This window comes from Stenotrophomonas rhizophila, from assembly GCF_007667275.1.
Lineage (GTDB): Bacteria > Pseudomonadota > Gammaproteobacteria > Xanthomonadales > Xanthomonadaceae > Stenotrophomonas > Stenotrophomonas maltophilia_AE.
Genome location: NZ_VDQT01000001.1, coordinates 435,764 through 458,775, shown reverse-complemented (window position 1 = coordinate 458,775; position 23,012 = coordinate 435,764). Strand labels below are relative to the sequence as shown.

The following is a 23,012-nucleotide window of genomic DNA, read 5'->3' as shown; positions in this document are numbered from 1 at the left end:
CCCCTGCCGTAGCCGCATGAGACGACATCGGCACGGGCGAGGCAAGCGCAAAATCTGCCAAAAACCCGGTTTTTGATCACGCGACCATCACGCCGGCGACGTACCCGGCCGTATGTTTTTCGCGACGGCCTCAGTGGGTGACGCTGTCGGCGGCCTGGAAGGCGGCGTCGAACAGGCGCTGCACGGGCGGGCCCATTTCGCCGGCCAGCACGGTCAGCAGGAACAGGCCCAGCAACAGCGCGACGGGCAGGCCGAGCTGGATCGGGTTGAGCGCGGGCGCGGCTTTGGAGAGCACGCCGAAGGCGAGGTTGATCGCCAGCATGGCCACGGTGAGCGGCAGGGCCAGGGTGAGTGCACCACGGAGCACCTGCAGCAGGAACATCGGCGCGACATTCAGGAAGGCGTCGATATCGGGCAACGCGGTGCCGATCGGCACGGCTTTGTAGCTGTCCATCAGCAGCGAGATCAGCGCGAGATGGCCGTTGGCGGCAAAGAACAACAGGCCGAACAGCAGGTAGAACCATTGGCCGATGACACCGGAGGTGCCGCCGCGCATCGGGTCGCTCATCTGCGCGAAGGCCAGGCCGGTGCCCTGCGACACCAGTTCGCCGGCCATCGCGCCGGCTTCGAACACCAGCCGCAGCAGGAAACCGATGGAGATGCCGATGGCCAGTTCGCGGGCGATGCTGAGCACCGTGGCGGCATCGAACCCGGTCCAGGCCGGTACCGGCGGCAGCATCGGCGACAGGGCGATGGCCAGTGCGCCGGACAGCATGACCTTGACCCGCGAGGGGACGGCGCGACTGCCGACCAGCGGCATCGCCATGATCATGGCGCCGATGCGCAGCATGGTCCACAGCACGGTGCCGATCATGCCGAAGGCGTTGAGCCCGTCGGCCGCCATCTGGGTTGCCGAATCCATCGCGCTGCTATCCGATCAGGTGCGGGATGCGCTGGAACAGCAGGACGGTGTATTCGACCAGATGGCCAATCAGCAGGCTGCCGAGGGCGAACAGCACAGCGGTGAGCGCGGCGGCCTTGGCGACGAAGGCGATGGTGGGTTCGTTGAGCTGGGTGGCGGCCTGCACAACGCCGACGACCACGCCGACGATCAGCACGGTGAGCAGCAGCGGGCCGGCCACCCACAACACGGTGATCAGGCCACCGCGCAGTTCGGTCAGGGCAAGTTCGGGGGTCATGGCAACCTCAGACGGCGTTGAAGCTGGCGGCCAGGGTGCCGACCACCAGGACCCAGCCGTCGACCAGCACGAACAGCAGGATCTTGAACGGGGCCGAGACCAGCATCGGCGAGAGCATCATCATGCCCATCGACATCAGCACGCTGGCCACGACCAGGTCGATGATCACGAAGGGAATGAAGATGAGGAAGCCGATTTCGAAGGCGGTCTTCAGTTCGCTGGTGACGAAGGAGGCGACCAGCACGGGGAACGGGATGGCGTCGGGGCTGGCGTAGGTGCCGTGCCCGGCCATGCCGGCGAAGGTCATCAGGTCGGTTTCGCGGATCTGGGCCAGCATGAAGGCGCGCAGCGGCTGGGTGGTCAGGGTCCAGGCGGTCTGGAAGTCGATCTCGCCGTTGAGGTAGGGCGCCATGCCGCTGCCCCAGGCCTTCTGCCACACCGGCAGCATGACCATGGCGGTGAGGAACAGGGCCAGGCCGAGCAGGACCTGGTTGGAGGGGGTCTGGCCGGTACCCAGTGCCTGGCGCAGCAGGCCGAGCACGATGATGATGCGGGTGAAGGCGGTGAGCACCAGCAGCATGGACGGGATCAGGGTGATCGCGGTCATCAGCAGCAGGGTCTGCAGCGGCAGGCTGACCGGTGCGCCGCCGATCTTGCCGACGTTCACGTCGGGCAGGTTGGGCACGGCGGGCGCGCCGGGCGCGGCCCAGGCCAGTGCGGGCAGGGCGCACAGCAGCAGCGCGAACAGCAGCGGCAGGTAACGGATGCAGGATGCTCGGAGGCGACGCATGATCATTTGTCCTTGCGCAGCCGCTGTTGCAGCAGCTGGGCGAAATTCGGCAGGTTCTTCAGATCCGGCAGGCGCGCCGGTTCCGGGGTGGGCAGGGATTCGGGCAGCTGGTGCAGGGTGCTGATGCCGCCGGCGGTGACGCCGAGCAGCAGCTGCTGGCCGTTGACGTCGACGACGACGACGCGTTCCTTGGCCCCGACGTTGAGGCTGGCGACCACGCGCAGGCCTTCGGCGGGCTTGAAGCCGCTGCCGGGCATGCGCTTGAGCACCCAGCCGAGGCCGACGATCAGGGCCAGGACGCCGAGCAGGGCCAGCACGGCGCCGAACATGCTGGGCGCGGCGGCGGCATGCTGGCCGACCTTGGCCGCGTGGGCGGCGGTGGCGAGGAGGGCCGAGGCGATCAACGCAGTCTCCGGATCCGTTCGCTGGGGCTGACGACGTCGGTGAGGCGCACGCCGAAGCGGTCGTTGATGACGACGACTTCGCCGTGGGCGATGAGGGTGCCGTTGACGAAGACATCCAGGGATTCGCCGGCGCCGCGTTCGAGTTCGACCACCGAGCCCTGGTTGAGCTGCAGCAGGTTGCGGATCGGCAGGCGGGCGCGGCCGACTTCGAGCGACAGGGTGACCGGGACGTCGAGGATGACGTCGAGGTTCAGGTCGGCGCCGGCGTGGCTGTCGTCGGACTGCAGGGTGGTGAACTGCGCCGGTGCCGGTTCGTTGGACTCGAGGATGTCGTTCATTGCGGGTCTTCCTGGATGACGGGAACGCGCGGGCGGGTGCCCGGGGGGTGGGTTGCGGTGATCTTCACGGCGTTCATGCCGTTGGCGACGCCGAACTGGCCGGTGAACACGGGGATGTTCTCGACGCAGACCGGGACCTGGCTGGGCAGGTCGATGGGCAGGATGTCGCCGATCTTCAGGGTGGTCAGGTCGCGCAGGCTCATGCGCTTGGTGGCGAGGACGCTGGAGAGGGTCACTTCGGCGATGTTGAGCTGTTCGCGCAGCATGGTGCCCCAGCTTTCGTCGCGATCGTTGCGGTCGCTCTGGATGCCGGCGTCGAGCAGTTCGCGGATCGGTTCGAGCATGGAGTACGGCAGGGTGACGTGGATGTCGCCGCCACCGCCGTCGAGTTCGACGTGCAGGCGGCAGACCACGACGTATTCGCGGGGGGTGACGATGTTGGCGAAGTGGGGGTTGATTTCGGAGTTGATGTATTCAAACTCGACATCCATCACCGGGGCCCAGGCTTCGCGCAGGTCGGCGAAGGTCTGCTTGAGCAGGAGGTGGATGACGCGCATTTCGGTGGCGGTGAATTCGCGGCCTTCGATGCGGGTGGGGTAGCGTCCGTCGCCGCCGAAGAAGTTGTCGACGATGGCGAACACGAGGGTGGGTTCGAAGACGATCAGGCCGGTGCCGCGCAGGGGCTTGAAGCGGATCAGGTTGAGGTTGGTGGGGACGTACAGGGAGTGCATGTAGTCGTTGAACTTGATCAGTTCAATGCCACGCACGGACAGTTCGGCGGACCGGCGGATGAGGTTGAACAGGCCGATGCGCCAGAGACGGGCGAAGCGTTCGTTGACCATCTCCAGGGTCGGCATGCGGCCACGGATGATGCGGTCCTGGCTGGCGAAGTCGTAGTTGCGGGCTTCGCCGGGGGCGATGGTGTCGACTTCGGTTTCGACGGCGCCGGAGTCGACGCCGTGCAGCAGGGCATCGATTTCGTCCTGGGAGAGCAGGTCGTTCATGGGGTGCCCTTACTGGGTGACGAAGCTGGTGAACAGCAGTTCGTCGACGCCCTTGCTGCCGGTTTCGGCCTTCAGCAGTTTCTGCACTTCGGCGAGGGAGTCGGCCTGGAGCTTTTCCTTGCCGGCGCGGTCGGCGATCTGGGCCGGTTCGACCTGGGAGAAGAGCATCAGCAGCTTGGCGCGGATGGCGGGGGCGTGGAGCTTGATGGCTTCGAGGGCGGCGGGGTCGCGGGTCATGAGCTGGACTTCGACCTGCAGGTAGCGGGGGCCGTCGAAGCTGCTGCTGAGGTTGACGACGAACGGCGGTTCGAGGCCGAAGTACTGGGCGGGGGCGGGCACGGCCGATTTGGCGGCGGCGGCCTTGGCCGGGGTCTTCTCGTCGTGGGACTGGGTGAAGTACCACACGCCGCCACCGGCGGCGCCAGCGGCGACGACGGCGATCAGGGCGGTGACCAGGAGCGGGCTGCGCGGCTTGGCGGCCTTGTCCTTGTCGGTGGATTTCTTGGTTTTGTCAGCGGCTGCGGCCACGAGGGGAAGCTCCATAGGATTGCTTCCTGGCTACATGCAAACGCTGTGCCGAACCCCGACGGTTTTTCGTTGCCGGGAATTTGACGGGGTGTTTTGTGACCTATGTCGTCAACGTCAACGTCAACGTCAACGTCAACGTCAACTTCAAAGGCCTCGGCTCTGCGTTGCCTTCTGGCTTGGCGGGGCGGTATGGGTTCGTGGGGGACGCCGTGAATACGTCCATGTAGGCTTGGTCGCCGCATCCATGCGGCTCACACCCCCACAAACCCACACCGCCCCACCTTTGACAGTGTGTCATTGACGGCAGGTAAGAGCGGTAGGGCCCGACCGTTGGTCGGGCCGGCTTTACGCGTATGCGTCGACCAACCCACGTTGACGCATCAACTGCGCGGGCGACACGATGGTTTCGGCCATGGCCAGGTCGCTTTCGCTGCCGTCGTGTGCCGGATTGCCACTCCCGTTCTTCCCATCCTGCGCGGTCTGCTGGTGTCCCACATCGGCGTTACCCAGCTGGAAGCCCTGGTCGTTCAGCATTTCGCGTAGGCGCGGGATGCTGGATTCGAGGGCGTGGCGGACGTCGGCGTGGGCGCTGCTGAAGGTGGCGTGGACCTTGTCGCCGTCCATCTGCAGGCGCACTTCGATCAGGCCGAGGTCGTGCGGGGTGACCTTGATGGTGGCGTGGCCGATCTTCTGGTCGGCCAGCCAGCCGATGCGGGCGCTCATGGCGTCGTCGAAGTCGTCGCCGCCGATGTGCGGGGTGGCGGTCGGCTCGCCCTGGAACGGGGTGCTGGCGGTGGCGGCGGCCTTGAGCTCGGCGGCGGCGTTCAGGGCGTGCAGGAACGGGGTGGTGGGGGCGTCGGCGTCCCCGGCTGCGTTGGCGATGGCGTCGGCCAGGGTGTCCGGCACGGCGGTGTCTTCGCTGACCAGGGCATCTGCTGGCAGGGCAAGCGGCGCGGGCGTGCTCGCGCCGCTGTTGGCGTTGACGCCGGGCAATGCGGGTGCGGTCAGCGCGTTGGCGGGCGCGGCCTGCGCGACGGGCAGGGCCGGGGCGGCGTTGGCCAGGGCGGTGTCTGCATTGGCGGCGGGTGCGGCCATGACGGTGACGGCTTCGACGCCGGCCAGGGCCAGGCCGGCCAGGCCGAGCGGCGGCCAGGGGGCGGTGTCGGTGTCGTCGGTGGGGTCGCTGCTGGTCGGCTTGTCGGTAGCGGCCGTGGCCGGCGTGGCGGCGGGGTCGCTGGCCTCGCTGGGGGCGTCGGCGGCGGGGCGGCGAGTGGCGTCGCCTAGGCTGCTGCTGGCGTTGTCGGGGGTGTGCTTGTCGGCGGCGCCTTTGGCGGGCGCGTCCTTGTTGCCACCGTCGGCCTTGAGCAGGGCGTCAAAGTCCCGACGGTCGCTGCCGGCGCCAGTGGCGTTGCTGCGTGGGCTGGGGGTGGTGGGGCTGGCGCTGCTGCTGGCAGCGGTGCCGAGGCTGCTGCCGGGCAGGCTGGGGGGCATCACGGGGCGTCTCCGGTGTCGGTGTCGGCGGCGCGCGCCAGGCGGCTGCGACGGGCGCCGATTTCGTCCATCTCGCGCTGGTCGCGGCGGTCGACCAGGACTTTTTCCTGGGCGCGATAGCTGGCGGCGAGCTGTTCGAGCACGGCCTTGTCGCGGCTGGCGAGGATCAGGCGGGCGCGTTCGGCTTCGACTTTCTCGCGGTTGTTGTCCACGGTCTGGCGCTGCTGGGCGACGGCGGTGTCGAGGCGGTCGAGGAAGGCGCGGCGGTTGAGCAGCTGGGCCGGGCTGGTCGCGGCCATCTGCGCACTGGCGTACTCCTCGGCGTAGCGGCGCAGTTCGTCCAGGCGCGACAGGTGGGTGTCGAGCACGCGCTGGCGCTCGGCGAGGTCGCGGGCGACTTCGTCTTCGTGGTCCTGGGCCCGCTTGAGCAGGGGATCGATGCGCTTGGATTGCATGGCTTAGCCCTCAGGTTCCACCAGGCGCTTGAGCGCGGCCTGGCTGTGCGGCAGGTCGGCCGCCTTGCCGACGTCCTGGCCGAGGAAGTCGACGATGTCCGACCAGCGTTCCAGTGCTTCGTCGGTGGCCGGATCGTTGCCGCGCTGGTAGGCGCCGATGGCGATCAGGTCGCGGTTGCTGGAGTAGGCCGAGACCAGGCGCTTGAGCTTGCGGATGCGCAGGCGCCAGGGTTCGTCGGCGATTTCGGTGACCACGCGGCTGACCGAGGATTCGACGTCGATGGCCGGGTACAGGCCGCTGTCGGCGACCCGGCGCGAGAGCAGGATGTGGCCGTCGAGGATGGCGCGGGCGGCGTCGGCGATGGGGTCCTGCGGGTCGTCGCCTTCGGTCAGCACGGTGTAGAAGGCGGTGATGGAACCGCGGCCCTTGGCGCCGTTGCCGGCGCGTTCGACCAGGGCCGGCAGTTTGGCGAACACCGAGGGCGGGTAGCCGCGGGTGGTCGGCGGCTCGCCCACCGACAGGCCGATTTCGCGCTGGGCCTGGGCGAAGCGGGTCAGCGAATCCATCAGCAGCAGGACGTTCAGGCCCTGGTCGCGGAACCACTCGGCGATGGCGGTGGCGCGGTAGGCGCCGTGCAGGCGGGCCAGCGGCGGACGGTCGGCCGGGCTGGCCACGACCACGGCGCGGCGCAGGCCTTCTTCGCCCAGGGTGCTTTCGACGAAGTCGCGCACTTCGCGGCCGCGTTCGCCGATCAGGCCGACCACGATCACGTCGGCGGCGGTGTAGCGGGTCATCATGCCGAGCAGGGTGGACTTGCCGACGCCGGAGCCGGCGAACAGGCCCACGCGCTGGCCGCGACCGATCGGCAGCAGGGCGTTGATGGCGCGCACGCCGACATCCAGCGGCTGGGTGATCGGTTCGCGGGCCAGCGGGTTGATCGCCACGCCGGCCATGCCGACGGTGCCTTCGGCGCGGATCGGGCCCTTGCCGTCCAGCGGCACGCCGTCGCTGTCGATGACGCGGCCGAGCAGGCCCTCGCCGACTTCGACGCCGCCGCGACCCAGCGACGGCACCACGCGGGCGTTGGGCAGCAGGCCGTGCAGCTCGGCGCTGGGCATCAGGTAGGTGCGTTCGCCGGCGAAGCCGACCACTTCGGCGTCGACCCAGCCGCCGTCGGCGACTTCGACCCGGCAGCTGGCGCCCATCGGTGATTCGCAGCCGACCGCTTCCAGGGTCAGGCCGACCGCGCGGCGCAGCACGCCTTCGCGGATAAGGCCACGGCCATGTGCGCCGTCGGGCTGGATGCCGTCCAGGCGCGCGGCGAGCCGCAGGTTGCGTGCGGCCGACCAGTCGGCGGCGGGCGAGGGCAGGGGTTCGGGATTCATGCGCTGGCTCCGGATTTGCGCAGCACCGCGTCCAGCGCGCCACGCAGGCGCGCTTCCAGGGTGCCGTCGATACGCACGGCTTCGGCGTGCACGCGCAGGTCGCCGCGGCTCAGGCTCAGGTCGGGGCTGAGGCGCTGGGTCGGGGACAGCTGCAGCAGCGGGGCGAGCGCGGCGATGTCGTCGGGGTGCAGGCGCACTTCCACTTCGCGGTTGGCGCCGCCCACTGCATCGACCGCTTCGCCGACCAGCTGCGCGAGCAGGGCCGGGTCGGCCTGGTAGGCGCGGCCGACCAGGGTGCCGGCGATGCGCACCGCCAGTTCGCCCAGCGCGGCCACCACTTCGTTTTCCAGCCGCACCAGCGGCCGGCTGAAATTGTCGAGGATGCCTTCGATCTGGGCGACCAGGCGGCGCACTTCGGCCTGGCCCTGGGCATGGCCGTCGGCATGGCCCTGGTCGAACCCATCCTTCTGCGCGGCGTCCTGGATCGCCTGGATTTCCTCCAGGGTGGGCAGCTGCAGCAGCGGTTCCGGGTCGTGTTCGGGCACATCGTCGAATGCGTCGAGGTGTTCATCCTCCACTGCGGCCGGGTCGGCCAGCAGGTCCGGGGCAAGCCAGCGTACGGCGGCGGCGTTCACAGCATCGCCTCCGCGTTGCCGCCCAAGGTGACCGTGCCTTCATCGGCCATGCGCTTGACGATGGCAAGGATCTCGCGCTGCGCCGCTTCCACGTCGGACAGCCGCACCGGGCCGCGAGCTTCCATGTCTTCGAGCAGGATCTCGGCCGCGCGCTGGGACATGTTTCGGGTGATCTTGTCGCGCACCTTGATGTCGGCGCCACGCAGGGCCAGGCCGAGGCGCTCGCCGCTGACTTCGCGCAGCACGAGCTGCAGTTCGCGGTCTTCCAGGTCGATCAGGTCGTCGAACACGAACATCTTCTCCTGGATGCGCGCGCTGAGCGGGGCGTCGATGCGCGAGATCTCGCCGAGGATCGCCTGGTCCTGGCCGCTGTCCATGAAGTTCAGGATGTTGGCCGCGCACTGCACGCCGCCGATGTTGGACGACTTCAGGTTCTGGTTACCGGCGAACTGGCGTTCCATGATTTCGTTCAGTTCGTTCAGGGCATTCGGCGGAATGCCGTCCAGGGTGGCGATGCGCAGCAGCACATCGACGCGGGTGCGTTCGGGCAGCAGCTTGAGCGCATCGGCGGCCTGGTCGGTTTCCAGGTGGGCCATCACGATCGCGATGATCTGCGGGTGTTCATTGCGGACCAGGTCGGCAACGGCGCGCGGGTCCATCCACTTCAGCGCGTCCAGGCCGGTGGTGTTGCGGCCGAGCAGGATGCGGTCGATCAGGTTGCCGGCCTTCTCGCTGCCAAGCGCCTGCACCAGCATGTTGCGGATGTAGTCGTCCGAGCCGACGCCCAGCGAGGTCTTGGAGCCCAGTTCGCTGTTGAACTGGTCCATCACCCGCTCGACCTGCTCGCGGGTGATGTCGCTCATGGTGGCCATGGCGATGCCGATCTTCTGCACCTCCTTGGGTTCCATGTGGCGCAGCACGTCGGCGGCTTCCAGTTCGCCCAGCGACAGCAGCAGCACGGCGGCACGCTGCACGCCGCTCAGCGGGGCAGGGGGGGCGGCAGGATCAATCATTGGCCACCCAACCCTTGACCACCTGGGCCACGCGCTTGGAGTCGGTCTTTACGGCTTCACGCGCCATGCGCAGTCGTTCCTCGTAGGAGTCCACCGGCAGGGCCAGCGGCTCCTGCCCTGAAAGGTGCACGCGGTCGCTGCCCAGCGCGGGCAGGCCTTCGCCGTCGTCCACCAGCTGCACGTCGGCGCTGTGCGGCTCCAGGCTGTCGTTGCCCAGCGCCTTCTTCGGGGTGCCGGTGATCGAGCGCAGTGCCGGGCGCAGCACGCCGAACACCAGCGCCAGCACCACGATCGCGCCGAGCAGCAGGCGCAGCCCGTCCTGGACCTGCGGCAGTTCCCACCACTTCGGGCCTTCGACCGGGGTCACTTCGCGCACGAACGGGGCATTCATCACCGACACGGTGTCGCCACGTTCGGCGTCGAAGCCCACCGCCTGCTTGACCAGCGCTTCGACGCGGGTCAGCTCGGCCGCCGACAGCGGCTGCTCGGTGGTCTTGCCGTTGGCGCCGGGGCGCGGCACGTTGTCCAGCAGCACCGCCACCGATACCCGCTTGATGCGGCCGGCCGGCTGGCGGGTGTGCTGCAGGGTGCGGTCCAGCTCGTAGTTGCGGGTGGCGTTGCGAGAGGTCTCGGTCGGGGCGGCGGCCGCGGCGGGGGCAGCGGCGGCAGCGCCCGGCGGGGTGTTGCTGGCCGCGCCCGGCACGCCCTGCGGACCTTGGGTGCTGGTGCTGTTTTCGCTGGTCTGCTCGCTGCGGATCTTCTGCGGCTCGCCGTTGTACAGCTCGCGGGCTTCTTCGATCACCGAGAAGTCCATGTCCACGCTCACTTCCGGGTTGACCCGGCCGGGGCCGGTCATCGGCTCGAGCAGTTCGCGGATGCGCTGGTTGAACGAGGTTTCCTGGCGACGCACCTGTTCGAACTGCGCGGCATTCATCGCCGCGTCGCTGTTCGGGTCGGACACGCTGAGCATGCGCCCGCTCTGGTCGACCACGGTGACCCGCTCCGGGGCCAGGTCGGGGATGCTGGCCGCGACCATGTGCACGATGGCGTCGATCTGGCCGCGTTCGAGCTGCTGGCCGCCACGCAGTTCCAGCACCACCGAGGCGCTGGCCACGTCGCGCTGGCGGGTGAAGGCGCTCGGCTTGGGAATGGCCAGGTGCACGCGCGAATCGCGCACCGGGCGCAGGGTGTTGATGGTGCGCGACAGCTCGGTTTCCAGCGAATGCTGGTAGCGCGCGTTCTCCATGAACTGGCTGACGCCGAAGCCGGGATCGCGTTCCATCAGCTCGAATCCGAGCCGGCCGCTGTCGGTCAGGCCGGACCCGGCAAGCTTCAGGCGCGCGTCGTGCAGGTTCTTCTCCGGCACGGTGATGCCACCGGTCGCCGGGTCCAGTTCGAACGGAATCTGGGCGGCGCGAAGCAGGTCGGTGGCTTCGGCGGTGGCCTTCTGGTCCAGCCCGGTATACAGCGGCACCATGCCCGGCTTCTGCGACCAGAAGAACACGAACAGGCCTGCCGCAACGGCCACGGCGATCATCGCCATCAGGCCGAGCCGACGGGTGATCTGCAGGCTTTGCAGCCGGTCGAACCACTGGCCCGCCTTTTCGGCGTTCAGGGATTCCTTGGTGAGCGACAGGGCCATGCGGTTCTATCCTTACAGCGGCATGTTCATCACGTCCTGGTAAGCCTGGACGAGACGGTTGCGGACTTCCACGGTGGCGCGGAAGGCGATCTGGGACTGCTGGGAGGCGACCATGACCTTGGCCAGGTCGGCGCCGGGTTCGCCCAGTTCGAAAGCGCGGGCGAGGGCGCCGGATTTCTGCTGCGCTTCGTTGACCCCGGCAATCGCGCCGCGCAGGGTGTCGGTGAAGCTCGGGCCCTGCACGTCCTGCGGGGCGACCAGGCCCTTCAGCGCGTTGGTCTGCGGGCTCTCGGCGAGCGGGCTGACCGGCTGCCCGACCTGGGTCTGGTAGCTGCGGATCTGGGAAAGGATCGAGGTGACGGAGTGTGACATCTGGAACGTTCCGGCTGATTGGGGGATCTCGAGTGATGACGTTGCAAGCCTCGTGCCGAAACGGCTGAGTGGTTCAGCGATGTGGTGATGGCGGGCCGCATTGACCCGCTGCGCAATCGATTACACACCGGGCGTGACGGAAAGCCGCTGCGTCGGTGCGCCGCCGGGCTGCCGCCGGAACCCCGGCGTCGGGAAACCGACACCTGGCCGGTGGCGCGGGTCGCGTGCTGTTCCTCCGCGCACCGCCGGTCATGGCGTGGGCCGGCCAACGGCGGGCGCTACCGGAGACAAAGACGCCCGGGCTGGCCGGGCGTCGGAAACGTTGATGCGGCGCAGCGCTACCAGCTCACGCCACCGCCGACCGCCCAGGAACTTTCATCGCCGCTGCGCGCATAGCCTACCGACCCGGTGAAATGCTGGTTGAACTTCCGGCGGAAGGTGGCGGCGACGGCGCGCTCGCCCTCTGACCCACCAACGCCGGCGCCCAGGTAGTTTTCCCCGGGTTCGGGTGTGACGCTGCTCTGGACCAGCGCGGCGGACATTGCCGCCTGCCGGCTGATCCGCCGATCCATCGTGCGCAAGGCATTGTCCATGCCATCGAGCCGCGCGTTGACGTTGGCGAACTGGTCGCCGACCTGGGCGCGGAACTGTTCCAGCGCGGCTGCGGCACCGCTGGCCATTCCGCCGATCTGGTCGACCTGCTGGTCGGTGTAGGTGTTGGCCGCCGTCAACGTATCGCCGGCTACCTGGTCGGCGTAGGTATTGGCTTCCACCAGCGTGGCGTCGGCCTGCTCGTCGGTGTAGGTGTTGGCGGCGTTGAGCGTGGTGGCTGCGGTGTCGTTGAGCTGGCTGACATTCACCCCGTCGGTGCCTGCGGTGCCGGCACTGACATTGGTGATGCGACGCTCTGCGCCAGCCGCGCCCATCGATACGGTGTCGTCCTGGTCGGCGACAGAGTTGGCGCCCACCGCGACCGAATTGTTTCCCGTTGCCGCGCTGTTGAACCCGACGGCAGTGGTGGCGTCACCGCTGCTGGTGGCGCTTCGGCCCAATGCGGTGGTGAATTCGCCGGAGGCATTGGACAGGCCGCCGACCGCAACCGCGTTGCCGCCGGCGGCACTGCTGTCGGTGCCGAAGGCCGTGCCGAGCCCTCCGCTCGCCGTCGCGCCGTCACCGCAGGCGAAGGCGCTGCCGCCGGTCGCGGTCGGCGCGGTGCCGCCGGTCTGGTTGCAGACCGACTGGGCCAGTACAGGAGAAGCTGCTGACAGGAATACGCCCAACGCAGCGGCGGTGACGAGGAGAGAGCGGGTGGAGGTCGCGCGCGAAACACCACGCAGTGCAATGCGATACCAGGAACGATCCATGGCGGAGATCCTCGGGTGGCAGCGCGCCCGCCGGGGCAATGCCGGTCAGGCGATCTGCATGAATCCCCCGATTCCCCGTACGCGTCTCCCCCGCATACGGCTGCTGGCGACGCTATGCCCGGTGCCGTCACGAAGAGGTGAAGGCAATGCGTGGCGCCGACCGTTGGTCGGCAACCGCGCAGATGCATCGAGGCCCGGATGTGACCAGACCTTGGGGGTTCCGCCCAGCCACGCAGGGCGTGGCTCTACGTTTCGATCAGCCCGCCAGTTCGGCCTGGTCGCGCTCGATCCCGTACTTGCGCAGTTTCTCCACCAGGGTGGTGCGGCGCAGGCCGAGCAGCTGGGCGGCGTGGGCGACCACGCCCTGGGTACGCTCGAGTGCCTCGTTGATGAGGGTCAGCTCGATGTTGGCCATGTGGTTGCGCAGGTCCAGGCCGGCGTCGGGCAGGGCTGGGGCCTTGTCGGCCGGGGCCGCACCGTTCGCTGCCGCCGCACCCGTTGCCGGGGCGTGGAAGGAGAAGCTGCGCAGGTCCAGGCGCTCGTCGCCGCTGGCGGCCGGTGCGGGTGCGGCCACCGGTGCGGCCACGGCGAAGTCACCGCGGTAACGGGCCGGCAGGTCCTGAACGCGGACGCTGGCACCCGGATGCAGCACGGCCAGGCGCTCGACCAGGTTGGTCAGCTCGCGCACGTTGCCCGGCCATTCGTAGGCGGCCAGGGCCTGCAGAGCTTCGGGGCTGAAACGCACTTCACCGCGGCCGGTGCGGGCCAGCTGCCCGGCGATGGTGGTGACCAGTGCGGGCAGGTCTTCGCTGCGCTCGCGCAGCGCCGGCACGTCGATCGGGAACACGTTGAGGCGGTAGAACAGGTCTTCGCGGAACTTGCCGTCGGCGATGCGCGATTCCAGGTCGCGGTGGGTTGCGGCGATCACCCGCACGTTGCAGCGGATGGTCTGGTTGCCGCCGACGCGCTCGAAACTGCGCTCCTGCAGCACGCGCAGCAGCTTGACCTGCATCGGCAGGCTCATGTCGCCGATTTCGTCCAGCAGCAGGGTGCCGCCCTCGGCCATTTCGAAACGGCCCTTGCGCGCGCTGAGTGCGCCGGTGAAGGCGCCTTTTTCGTGACCGAACAGTTCGCTTTCGAGCAGGTCGGCCGGAATGGCGCCGCAGTTGATGGCCACGAACGGGCCATCGCGGCGCGGCGAGCGCTGGTGGATCGAGCGCGACACCACTTCCTTGCCGGTGCCCGATTCGCCCAGCACCAACACCGTGGTGTCGAAGGCAGCCACCTGTTCGATCATCTGGCGCAACGCGCTTACCGCCGCGCCGTCGCCGGTGGGTCCCTGGTCCTGCACGGCACCGGCCTGGTGTTCGGCATCCAGCCGCTTCAGGCTGGCACGACGCAGCAGCGCTTCCATCTGCGCATGGCGCAGCGGCGCTTCCAGCGGCCAGACATTGGCTTCATGCAGGCCGTGGCGCTGGGCAAAGCTGCCGACATCGCCATCGATCAGCATCACCGGCGGCGGCAGTGCGCCCTGGCCGGCCCAGGCGAACAGCGCTTCGCTGCGCGGTCCGGGTTCCAGCCCGCCGATGATCACCGCCATCCAGTCAGTGGCGCGGTGGCGGGTGGTATCGAAGTCGGCCGCGTCGGCAACCCAGCGCGGGTTGAAGTCCATGAATTCCAGCAGGCTGACGGTGCGTTCGGCGCGCACGGCGTCGTTGTCCAGCACCAGGATGCGCGATTCGCTCATGGCGTGGCCTCCTTCAAGCCTTCCAGAATCGGCATGACCTCCTGGATGTAGGACAACTTGCTGACGAAGTTGTTGGCCCCGGCACGCAGCGCATGGTCGCGGTGTTCGGCGTCGTCGAAATGGCTGGCGATGACGATATACGGCGCATCGTCCTGGCTCTTGATCAGCCGCGTGGCCTGCAGCCCGCCCATTTCCGGCATGGCCAGGTCCATCAGCACCACCTGCGGGCGCAGCGCCTCGGAGCGCTCGATGGCCTCCAGGCCGTTACCGGCGCTGCCGACCACGTCCAGCCAGTCGACCTTGCGGAAGTGGCGCATGGCGGCGTTGATGAAGCCTTCGTGGTCGTCCACCAGCAATACGGTGAGCTTGTTCATGTCGTGTACTTCCTCAGCCCACCCGGGCCAGTAGCGGGGTGCGGGCACTGTGCCGGCGGCGTTCACGGGCCGGCGCGATGTCCAGTTGTTCGCGGTATTTTGCAACGGTTCGGCGGGCAATATTCACCCCTTGGCGTGACAGAAGTCCCGCAATCGCCTCATCGGCGAGCGGCTTGCCGGCCGGTTCGGCGTCGATCAGGCGCCGCACCATGGCCTTCACGGCCTGCCCGGAGACGCTGGCGCCTTCCAGGCGGACGGCGAAGAAGTGCTTCAGTTCCAGGGTGCCGCGCGGGGTCTGCAGGTACTTGCCGGTGGTGATGCGCGAGACGGTGGACTCGTGCATGCCGATTGCATCGGCGACTTCCTTCAGGGTCAGCGGCGCCATGGCCTCTTCGCCGCGGCTGAGGAACCCGGCCTGGCGCTCGATGATCACCCGGGTGGTACGCAGCAGGGTGTCGTAGCGCATCGACAGGCCACGGGTCAGCCAGCGCGCTTCCTGCAGCATGTCGCGCAGCGGCTGGGCGCTGTCGCCGGCGTCGGCCAGGGCGCTTTCATAGGTGGGGTTGATGCTTAGGCGGCGGCTGGTGGCCGGGTTCAGTGCGACCCGCCACTGGCCGTCGGCGTGCCAGGCGACCACGTCGGGGATGACGGCGCCGGCGGTGTCCGGCAGCAGGCTGTCGCCCGGGCGCGGCTGCAGCGAGAGGATCAGCCGCACCGCTTCGTGGATGTCGGCCACCTCGGCGTCCAGCTGGCGGGCGAGGGCGGGGTAGTCGTGGGCGGCGAGCGCCTCCAGCCCGTGGTCCAGCACGCGCAGGGCAAGATGCCGGGCCGGCACGCGGCCCTGCAGGGCGCGCAGCTGCACCGACAGGCATTCGTGCAGGTCACGCGCGGCCAGGCCGGCCGGGTCGCCGTGCAGGATCTGCTGGCGTACCGCTTCCACGCCGGCGGCGTCGACGTCGCAGTGGGCGCTGGCGAGCAGGGTGAGCTGGTCCAGCGGGGCATCCAGGTAGCCGGCGTCGTCGCAGTGCTCCAGCCAGAAACGGGCCACCGCCAGCTCGCGTGCGTCCAGTTCCAGCGACAGGCGCTGCAGGGCGCGCAGCTGCGGGTCGCTGGATTCGTCGGCGGCAATGCGCTGCAGGCGGTCGTCGTCGCCGTCGTGCCAGCTGGCACCGGCCACGTCCCACATGGCCGGTTCGGGCAGCTCGTCGAACGCGGCCACTTCCACCGTAGTGCCGGTTTCGGGGGCGGTTGCGGCTTCCGGCGCCGGGGCTTCTTCCAGCTCCAGCAACGGGTTGGTTTCCAGTGCGCGGCGGATTTCCAGCTCCAGCTGCATGCCATCCAGCTGCAGCAGGCGGATCGACTGCAGCAGTTGCGGCGTGAGGTGGAGCTGCTGACCCAGCTGGGTCGACATGGTTGGCTTCATGTGTGTATTCCCCGTCGCACCGACTCCCCGGTGCGTTATGGAACACATCTTGCTTTCGATCCCTCATGGGGGAAATCAGGGGGTTCCTGAGCGGGGTCGTCGAGATCCTGACAGGGTGTAGGGAGATTCCCTACCGTATTCCGGTTTTTTGACGCGGGTGACCGCCGAAAACCGCGTGATCACGTGGCGGGCGACGCTTCGACTGGATCAAAATTCCGACGGAGGCACCGGTGGTGCCAGCCGGGTGTCGGGGAACCGTCGCGGACTACTCCAGTTCGTGCTGGTGCCGGGCCGCCAGCAGCAGCAGGTCGTTGGCGCGGCGACAGCCGAGCGATTCCATCATCCGGGCGCGATGGGTTTCCACCGTCTTGACGCTGATGCCGAGGTCGGCCGCGATTTCCTTGTTGCTTTCGCCCTTGCCGATCTGGCGCAGGATCTCGCGCTGGCGCGGCGACAGCGCGGCCACGCCCACCGGCTTTTCCCGGCCCAGCATCGGCGCCAGCATCTTGGCCGAGATCTGCGGGCTCAGGAACACCTGGCCGGCATGGGCGGCGCGCAGGGCCAGTTCCAGTTCCTGCGGGGCGGCGTCCTTGACCACGAAGCCGACCGCGCCGCGGTCCAGGGCATCGCGCACGTGCACGGCGTCGTCGTGCATGGTCATCATCACCACCCGGGTCCCGGGGGCGCGCACAAGGATGTCGCTGAGCGCTTCCAGCCCGGTGCGGCCGGGCAGGGACAGGTCCATCAGGATCACGTCCGGCGTGTGCAGCAGGGCCATCTGCAGGGCCTGCTCGGCGTTGCTGGCTTCGGCGGCGACCTCGACCTCGGCAAAGCCCTGGAGCAGGCGACTGAGGCCGGCGCGGACCAGGGTGTGATCGTCGACGATGAGAACGCGCACGGGCAGGGTGGTTTGCGAAGGTCAAGAAGTTCTTCACATTACCGGACCCGGCGCCGGGAGCCAAGCGCGAGGCAAAGCCAAGCGCGAGGCAACGCCAAGCGCGGTAGCTCCGACTGTTAGTCGGATTCGGCGTTTGGCGGATAGCCTGCAGCCGGCCAGAGGCCGGCTCCACGTGGGGCGGGCGTTTCGCGGGTCGCCTGGGCCGGCCAACGGCCGGCGCTACCGCGCGCGGCGCGCGTCCGCTACCTGCCGGCGATGCAACCTGAACAGATGGCGTTCCAGCGCCATTTCCAGGCCGTCGCTCATCGGTTCGAAGCGCAGCCAGAGGAAACAGGAGCCGGCCCCGCTGGCCGCTTCGGCCAGGATCGACACCGGCAGGTCGATATGGTCGGGCAGCCAGTCACAGGGCTGCAGGCGGATGACGCCCAGGCTGCCGGCCGCGGCGCCGGTGCGTGCACCGAGCTCGAGGCGGATGCCGCGGCGCGACCAGCGCAGCGGGCGCAGGTCCAGTTCGGGCGTGCTGTGCCGGACCAGTCGGCCCAGCAGCACCATGGCCAGGTCCAGCTTGGCTTCCACGCGCTGCAGCTGGGCACTGTCGCCGCGCTCGTCGTGGCTGTCGTCGGCGCGTGCGTCTTCGACCAGGGCGACGCTGCGCAGCAGGGTCTCGGCGCTGCCCGGGCGGATCACCGCGCTGCCCAGGCGGAATTCGGCCGGCAGCGCGAGTTCGCAGCTCAGCGTCTCATCGAACAGCTCGCTTTCAGCCGGGTGATGGATGTCGCTGGGGCGCGGTTCGTTCATGACAGGGATTCGGCGGTGAGGTAGGCGCGCGCGGCGCGGCCGGCGGCAACGCCCTGGCGCAGATGGCGTGCCGCGTCATCGCGCTGCTCGGCCATCATCCGCAGGATGCGCTGCTGGCGGCCTTCGAGCGCGGTCAGGCCGGCCACGTCGGCCAGCGCGTCGGGCTGCGCCAGCCAGGCCCGCTGGTGGCGGTCCAGGTCATCCAGCGATTCACCGGCGGCCAGGTAATCGTCCACGCGCAGGGCGGCTTCCACCGCGTCCAGGTCGGCGTTGAGGCAGGCCAGTGAAAGCCCGGCGTCCATCACAGGGCAACCGCAGCGGGCTGGCGCTGGTCGTGCGGAATGGCATTCCACGCCGCGTCGATCTCGCCCAGCAGTTCCAGCGATTCGCGCAGCGCCTCGGGGTCGTTGTGCAGGTTGGCTTCGGTCAGGCGCTGCATGACGTAATCGTACAGGGCCGACAGGTTGCCGGCGATTTCACCGCCGGCCTCGTGGTCCAGCGAGCCGTTGAGATGGCCGACGATGGCGCAGACCTCGCCGATCGCTTTGCCCTTGCGCGCCTGGTCACCGCCTTCGAGGCAGGCCTGGGCCAGGCGCACGCGTTCAAGCGCACCCGACAGCAGCAGGGCGACCAGCTTGTGCGGGTCGGCATCGATGATCGAGCTCTGCACGCCGACCTTGCGGTACTGCTCGGTGAATTGACGGTTCGAACCGTACATGGATCCTGTCTCCTTCGTGCGGGCCGGGGCGCCTCGCGGTATGCATCGTTGGTACCGATATCGGCCGCGCGCGCGCCCAACTTGAGCGCCTGGCTCAACCCGACAGCTGGCTCAGCTGCTGGCTCAACGCCGAACTGCTCTGGCTGAGCTTGCCCATCAGCGCGTCCAGTGCCAGGAACTGCTTCTTGTAACGCTCCTCGACGCCGGCCATGCGCGTATCCAGCGCCTTGCGGCGCTTGTCGATGTCGGTGAGCGTGGCATTGATGCTCTTGGTGCGGGAGACGAAGGCGCCTTCCTTGCCGACCGTGGTGTTGACGTAACCGTCCACCATGTTGAACAGCTTGGTGGCGGCGCCATCGTCGCCGGTGAAGGCCTGGCGCACCGCGCCGGACTGGTTGACCAGCGCGGCTTCGAACTTGGTGTTGTCCAGCACCAGGCTGCCGTCGGCATTGGGGTAGGCGCGGGTCTGCAGGCCCAGGGTCTTGGGGTCGAGGCCGTTGGCCGCCAGGTCCTTCAGCACGCCGCTCATCATCGAGCGCAGCTGGCTGGCCGCGCCGCGCATCTGCGCGTCGCCGGTCAGCGAGGACGGCTCCTTGTTCTCCACGTCGTACTTGGTCGCGTCGTTGATCGCCGACAGCGCGCCGTTGTAGGCGGTCACGAAGTCCTGCATCACCTTGCGCGCGGCGGCCACGTCGCTGCTGATGGTGACGCTGCTTTCGCCGACCTTCTTCAGGTTCAGGGTCAGCCCCGGCACCACGTCGGTGACGGTGTTTTCGCTGGCCACCACGGCCACGCCGTCGATGGTCAGCTTGGCGTCGGCGGCCGCGGTACGCTCGGACATGCTGGCAGCCAGCGCGGTCAGGTCGGCGTTGCCGCTGCCGGCGCGGAGCTTGATCGCGTTGGCGGTGCCGGACTTTTCCTGGGACAGGGACAGGTACTGGTCATCGCCCGAGGCGATCAGGGTCGCCTGCACGCCCAGGCCACGCGCGGCCTTGTCGATCTTGGTGCGGATCGAAGACAGGGTGTCGTCGGCTTCGACCTGGATCTCCAGCGACTTCATCTTGTCGCCCACGCCCACATCCAGCGTCAGTGTTCCGGCACCGAAGGTCTTGGTCTTGGCTACGGCGGTGTCGGCGATCCATTTGTTGGCCGCTGCCAGCTGGTCGACCTTGACCACGTGGGTGCCGGTGGCCGCTTCGTTGGTGCCGCTGGCGGTCAGGATCTCGTCGGTGCCGGTCTTGGTCACGTTGAACAGGCGCGCGTCGAAGGCGGTGGAGGCCTTGAGCGCCTTCAGCGAGGTGCTGAGCACGTCGAACGCGGACTTGACCGTGCCCACCGCCGACAGCTGCATCTTGGCCTTGGACTGCTGCAGGTTGAGCGCGTTGTCCGCAGGCTTGCGGTCGGCCGCGACCAGGCTGGCCACCATGCCGGAAATATCCAGTCCCGAACCGATGCCGCCGTAACCAAAGTCAGCCACGCTGTTTCTCCTGTCTGTCAACGAAATTAGCGGCCATGGCCGCCGGGTCTTTAGATCAACGTTGATGCAGGAGTTGTGCCAGAGGCAGGGCGCGGAAGATTGGCACGCGCATTGCAGGGCATATAGGGCGGGACGCGGTACGGTCCGGCCAGGGGTCTGTAAAAAACCCTCCCCCAATGCAGGGGAGGGCTCAGGCTACTGAAAAAAGCGGGGGGAGACGAAGCCACCCGGGGAGTTCAGTCAAACTTACAGCGCTGATAACGGTTCGGCCGCAGGGGCGGGCGATGGCCACGGATGCCATGGACATGGCCCGGTCCTGCAAGGGGTTTGCTGCTTCCTGGGGTTTGCCCGCGCCGCCGGCGGAAGAGCCGGCGGCGTGGACGCGTGGCTCAGCGCAGCAGGCTGAGCACGTTCTGCGGCACCTGGTTGGCCTGGGCCAGCATGGCCGTACCGGCCTGCTGCAGGATCTGGGTGCGGGTCAGCTCTGCGGTTTCCTTGGCGAAATCGGTGTCCTTGATGCGGCTGCGCGAGGCGGACAGGTTTTCGGTGGAGGTCTGCAGGTTGGCGACGACCGAGGTGAAGCGGTTCTGCACCGCGCCCAGGTCGGCACGGGTGTTGTTGATCGAGCTCAGCGCCTTGTCGACGATTTCCAGCGCCTGCTGGGCACCGGCAACGGTGTCGATCTTCAGGTCGGACAGGTGCGAAGCGGTGGTGTTGGCGGTGACGTCGGTGGTGGTGACGCCGGCCACCGAGGCGCCCGCGCCGGCCACGGCCAGGTCGGCCAGCTTGGCATCGGCCTTGACCGAGGTCAGGGTGATCTCGCCGGCGATGGCGGCACCGTTGGCATCCACCGCCTGCGCGGCGAGCAGACCGGTCTCACCCAGCTTGCTGCTGATGGCGGCGGTGATCGCCTTCACTGCGTTGGCCTGGTTGGCCGCATCGGCGCCGGCCACGTAGTCGAACTTCACATCGCCCAACGCTATGCCGCCGACCGTCATCGCACCGATCGTGCCGCTGGCCAGATCGGCCCCGTCCACTTCGATCTTGCCGGCGGTGGCGAAGGTCGCCGCGCCGAGCGCGCTGGCCTTGGCATTGACCACCTTGTCGATGGCGATGGCCTGGCCTGCGTTGGCACCGACCTGGAACAGCTGGCTGGAGAACGAACCGTCCAGCAGCTTGGTGCCGTTGAAGTCCGACTGCTTGGCGACGCGGTCGATTTCGCTGACCAGCTGGGTCACTTCGGCCTGCAGCGCCTTGCGGTCGCTGGCCGAGTTGGTGGCATTGGAGGACTGCACCGCCAGTTCACGCACGCGCTGCAGGTTGTTGCCGATTTCGCTCAGCGAGCCTTCGGCGACCTGGGCCAGCGAGATGCCGTCGTTGGCATTGCGGATGGCCACGTCGGTACCGCGGATCTGGGTACCGAAGCGCTCGGAGATGGCCAGGCCGGCGGCGTCGTCCTTGGCGCTGTTAATGCGCGAACCCGAGGACAGGCGCTGGATGGTGGTGGCCAGGGAGCTGCCGCTGGTGCTCAGGTTGCGCTGAGCGTTGAGCGACATCGTATTGGTGTTGATCACTTGTGCCATGGATATTCCTTCGGTAAAGCATGAAACGTGCGGCGGTGAAAGCGGCGCCGGTTTCCCGGCGCCTTCGGGTCAGACGCGATCAGCGCAGCAGGCTGAGCACGTTCTGCGGCACCTGGTTGGCCTGGGCCAGCATCGCCGTACCGGCCTGCTGCAGGATCTGGGTGCGGGTCAGCTCTGCGGTTTCCTTGGCGAAGTCCGTGTCCTTGATGCGGCTGCGTGAGGCGGACAGGTTTTCGGTGGAGGTCTGCAGGTTGGCGACGACCGAGGTGAAGCGGTTCTGCACGGCGCCCAGATCGGCGCGGGTGCTGTTGATCGCGCCCAGGGCCTTGTCGACGATTTCCAGCGCCTGCTGTGCACCCTTGACGCTGTCGATGTTCACATCGCTCAGCATCTTGCCGGCCGGTGCCGGGGTGGTCGCGGTCGGTGCGGTCGAATTGAAGCCGGTGATGCCCGCGCTGGTGCCGGCGGTCACGGTCATCGCGGTGAAGGCACCGGCCGAGTTGACGCTTTCCTTGACCGAGGTCAGGTTGATCTTGCCGGCGGTCGCATCGACTTCGGCCAGCACGCCGGTTTCGCCGATCTTGGCATTGATCGCGGTGGTGACTGCAGCCACCAGGGCCTTCTGGTCATCGGCCTGCACGCCGGTCGAGACCACTTCGACCTTGTCGATCGACACGGCTGCGGCCAGGCTGCCGCCGCCGATCTTCAGGCCATCGAAGGAAATCGTGGTGCCCTTGTTGGCGGCGGTCACGGTGCCGGCGGCAATGGTGATCGAGTTGGCGTCGAAGGTGGCGTTGCCCAGGGCGTTGGCCTTGGCATTGACCACCTTGTCGATGGCGATGGCCTGGCCGGCATTGGCGCCGACCTGGAACAGCTGGCTGGAGAACGAACCGTCCAGCAGCTTGGTGCCGTTGAAGTCCGACTGCTTGGCGACGCGGTCGATTTCGCTGACCAGCTGGGTCACTTCGGCCTGCAGCGCCTTGCGGTCGCTGGCCGAGTTGGTGGCGTTGGAGGCCTGCACGGCCAGTTCACGCACGCGCTGCAGGTTGTTGCCGATTTCGCTCAGCGAGCCTTCGGCGACCTGGGCCAGCGAAATGCCGTCGTTGGCATTGCGGATGGCCACGTCGGTACCGCGGATCTGGGTGCCGAAGCGCTCGGAGATGGCCAGTCCGGCGGCGTCGTCCTTGGCGCTGTTGATGCGCGAACCCGACGACAGGCGCTGGATGGTGGTGGCCAGGGAGCTGCCGCTGGTGCTCAGGTTGCGCTGAGCGTTGAGCGACATCGTGTTGGTGTTGATGACTTGTGCCATGGGAATTCCTTCAGGCGGGGATGGAACGCGGTAGGTCGGGATCGGCGCCGGTCAGGCCGGCGCC

Annotated in this window: 25 protein-coding genes; all 25 read right to left on the bottom strand. The window is 68.3% G+C overall.

The genetic code is table 11. From position 1 onward, the window contains the following. Nucleotides 1-130: 130 nt before the first annotated feature. Nucleotides 131-922, bottom strand: coding sequence for a flagellar biosynthetic protein FliR (gene fliR / locus FSZ13_RS01890; RefSeq protein ID WP_145477737.1), 792 nt, complete (start codon nucleotides 920-922; stop codon nucleotides 131-133). A gap of 7 nt (nucleotides 923-929) precedes the next feature. Continuing rightward, nucleotides 930-1,199 carry a flagellar biosynthetic protein FliQ gene (locus FSZ13_RS01885; protein ID WP_102945495.1) on the bottom strand — a complete coding sequence of 90 codons (270 nt, stop codon included), beginning with the start codon at nucleotides 1,197-1,199 and terminating at the stop codon, nucleotides 930-932. A 7-nt stretch (nucleotides 1,200-1,206) separates the two neighbouring features. Then, nucleotides 1,207-1,989, bottom strand: a complete 783-nt coding sequence (gene fliP, locus FSZ13_RS01880; RefSeq protein ID WP_145477736.1) for a flagellar type III secretion system pore protein FliP — start codon at nucleotides 1,987-1,989, stop codon at nucleotides 1,207-1,209. Nucleotides 1,990-1,991: 2 nt separating this feature from the next. After that, a complete protein-coding gene (gene fliO, locus FSZ13_RS01875) occupies nucleotides 1,992-2,393 on the bottom strand; it encodes a flagellar biosynthetic protein FliO (protein ID WP_428999960.1) in 402 nt (133 codons plus the stop codon). Then, the gene (gene fliN, locus FSZ13_RS01870) at nucleotides 2,390-2,731 is read right to left on the bottom strand and encodes a flagellar motor switch protein FliN (RefSeq protein WP_145477735.1); all 342 of its coding nucleotides are present in this window, start codon (nucleotides 2,729-2,731) and stop codon (nucleotides 2,390-2,392) included. Before fliN ends, fliO begins: the two co-directional genes overlap by 4 nt. Further along, nucleotides 2,728-3,735, bottom strand: a complete 1,008-nt coding sequence (gene fliM / locus FSZ13_RS01865) for a flagellar motor switch protein FliM (RefSeq protein ID WP_145477734.1) — start codon at nucleotides 3,733-3,735, stop codon at nucleotides 2,728-2,730. The genes fliN and fliM overlap by 4 nt, the downstream gene beginning before the upstream one ends. A gap of 9 nt (nucleotides 3,736-3,744) precedes the next feature. After that, nucleotides 3,745-4,278 (bottom strand): flagellar basal body-associated FliL family protein, encoded by a 534-nt coding sequence (locus FSZ13_RS01860; RefSeq protein ID WP_186308824.1) that lies wholly within the window; start codon nucleotides 4,276-4,278, stop codon nucleotides 3,745-3,747. A gap of 330 nt (nucleotides 4,279-4,608) precedes the next feature. Then, on the bottom strand, nucleotides 4,609-5,754 hold the full coding sequence (locus FSZ13_RS18805) for a flagellar hook-length control protein FliK (protein WP_313955404.1): 1,146 nt from the start codon (nucleotides 5,752-5,754) through the stop codon (nucleotides 4,609-4,611). Further along, nucleotides 5,754-6,209, bottom strand: coding sequence for a flagellar export protein FliJ (fliJ, locus tag FSZ13_RS01850; protein WP_145477732.1), 456 nt, complete (start codon nucleotides 6,207-6,209; stop codon nucleotides 5,754-5,756). Before fliJ ends, FSZ13_RS18805 begins: the two co-directional genes overlap by 1 nt. A 3-nt stretch (nucleotides 6,210-6,212) precedes the next feature. After that, entirely contained in the window at nucleotides 6,213-7,595 is a 1,383-nt protein-coding gene (locus FSZ13_RS01845) for a FliI/YscN family ATPase (protein WP_145477731.1), read from the bottom strand. After that, nucleotides 7,592-8,230 (bottom strand): FliH/SctL family protein, encoded by a 639-nt coding sequence (locus FSZ13_RS01840; RefSeq protein WP_145477730.1) that lies wholly within the window; start codon nucleotides 8,228-8,230, stop codon nucleotides 7,592-7,594. Before FSZ13_RS01840 ends, FSZ13_RS01845 begins: the two co-directional genes overlap by 4 nt. Continuing rightward, nucleotides 8,227-9,213: a flagellar motor switch protein FliG gene (fliG, locus tag FSZ13_RS01835; RefSeq protein ID WP_145478512.1), complete on the bottom strand. Its 987-nt coding sequence runs from the start codon at nucleotides 9,211-9,213 to the stop codon at nucleotides 8,227-8,229. Before fliG ends, FSZ13_RS01840 begins: the two co-directional genes overlap by 4 nt. A 22-nt stretch (nucleotides 9,214-9,235) precedes the next feature. Further along, nucleotides 9,236-10,885 (bottom strand): flagellar basal-body MS-ring/collar protein FliF, encoded by a 1,650-nt coding sequence (gene fliF, locus FSZ13_RS01830; RefSeq protein WP_145477729.1) that lies wholly within the window; start codon nucleotides 10,883-10,885, stop codon nucleotides 9,236-9,238. 12 nt (nucleotides 10,886-10,897) lie between these two features. Beyond that, nucleotides 10,898-11,257 (bottom strand): flagellar hook-basal body complex protein FliE, encoded by a 360-nt coding sequence (gene fliE / locus FSZ13_RS01825; RefSeq protein WP_145477728.1) that lies wholly within the window; start codon nucleotides 11,255-11,257, stop codon nucleotides 10,898-10,900. 338 nt (nucleotides 11,258-11,595) lie between these two features. After that, nucleotides 11,596-12,621, bottom strand: coding sequence for a YadA-like family protein (locus FSZ13_RS01820; protein ID WP_145477727.1), 1,026 nt, complete (start codon nucleotides 12,619-12,621; stop codon nucleotides 11,596-11,598). A gap of 256 nt (nucleotides 12,622-12,877) precedes the next feature. Further along, nucleotides 12,878-14,368: a sigma-54 dependent transcriptional regulator gene (locus FSZ13_RS01815; protein WP_145477726.1), complete on the bottom strand. Its 1,491-nt coding sequence runs from the start codon at nucleotides 14,366-14,368 to the stop codon at nucleotides 12,878-12,880. Next, a complete protein-coding gene (locus tag FSZ13_RS01810; protein WP_145477725.1) occupies nucleotides 14,365-14,742 on the bottom strand; it encodes a response regulator in 378 nt (125 codons plus the stop codon). The genes FSZ13_RS01815 and FSZ13_RS01810 overlap by 4 nt, the downstream gene beginning before the upstream one ends. Nucleotides 14,743-14,755: 13 nt before the next feature. Continuing rightward, complete coding sequence (gene rpoN, locus FSZ13_RS01805; RefSeq protein WP_145477724.1) at nucleotides 14,756-16,165, bottom strand: RNA polymerase factor sigma-54; 1,410 nt, start codon at nucleotides 16,163-16,165, stop codon at nucleotides 14,756-14,758. A gap of 265 nt (nucleotides 16,166-16,430) precedes the next feature. Next, complete coding sequence (locus FSZ13_RS01800; protein ID WP_145477723.1) at nucleotides 16,431-17,063, bottom strand: response regulator; 633 nt, start codon at nucleotides 17,061-17,063, stop codon at nucleotides 16,431-16,433. Between the two features lie 219 nt (nucleotides 17,064-17,282). Continuing rightward, nucleotides 17,283-17,861: a PilZ domain-containing protein gene (locus FSZ13_RS01795; protein WP_145477722.1), complete on the bottom strand. Its 579-nt coding sequence runs from the start codon at nucleotides 17,859-17,861 to the stop codon at nucleotides 17,283-17,285. Continuing rightward, on the bottom strand, nucleotides 17,858-18,163 hold the full coding sequence (locus FSZ13_RS01790; protein ID WP_145477721.1) for a hypothetical protein: 306 nt from the start codon (nucleotides 18,161-18,163) through the stop codon (nucleotides 17,858-17,860). Before FSZ13_RS01790 ends, FSZ13_RS01795 begins: the two co-directional genes overlap by 4 nt. Next, nucleotides 18,163-18,579: a flagellar export chaperone FliS gene (gene fliS, locus FSZ13_RS01785; RefSeq protein ID WP_145477720.1), complete on the bottom strand. Its 417-nt coding sequence runs from the start codon at nucleotides 18,577-18,579 to the stop codon at nucleotides 18,163-18,165. The genes FSZ13_RS01790 and fliS overlap by 1 nt, the downstream gene beginning before the upstream one ends. 94 nt (nucleotides 18,580-18,673) lie before the next feature. Beyond that, complete coding sequence (gene fliD, locus FSZ13_RS01780; protein ID WP_145477719.1) at nucleotides 18,674-20,056, bottom strand: flagellar filament capping protein FliD; 1,383 nt, start codon at nucleotides 20,054-20,056, stop codon at nucleotides 18,674-18,676. Between the two features lie 389 nt (nucleotides 20,057-20,445). Further along, entirely contained in the window at nucleotides 20,446-21,639 is a 1,194-nt protein-coding gene (locus FSZ13_RS01775; protein ID WP_145477718.1) for a flagellin, read from the bottom strand. Nucleotides 21,640-21,718: 79 nt separating this feature from the next. After that, nucleotides 21,719-22,948 (bottom strand): flagellin, encoded by a 1,230-nt coding sequence (locus FSZ13_RS01770; protein ID WP_145477717.1) that lies wholly within the window; start codon nucleotides 22,946-22,948, stop codon nucleotides 21,719-21,721. Between the last annotated feature and the right edge of the window lie 64 nt (nucleotides 22,949-23,012).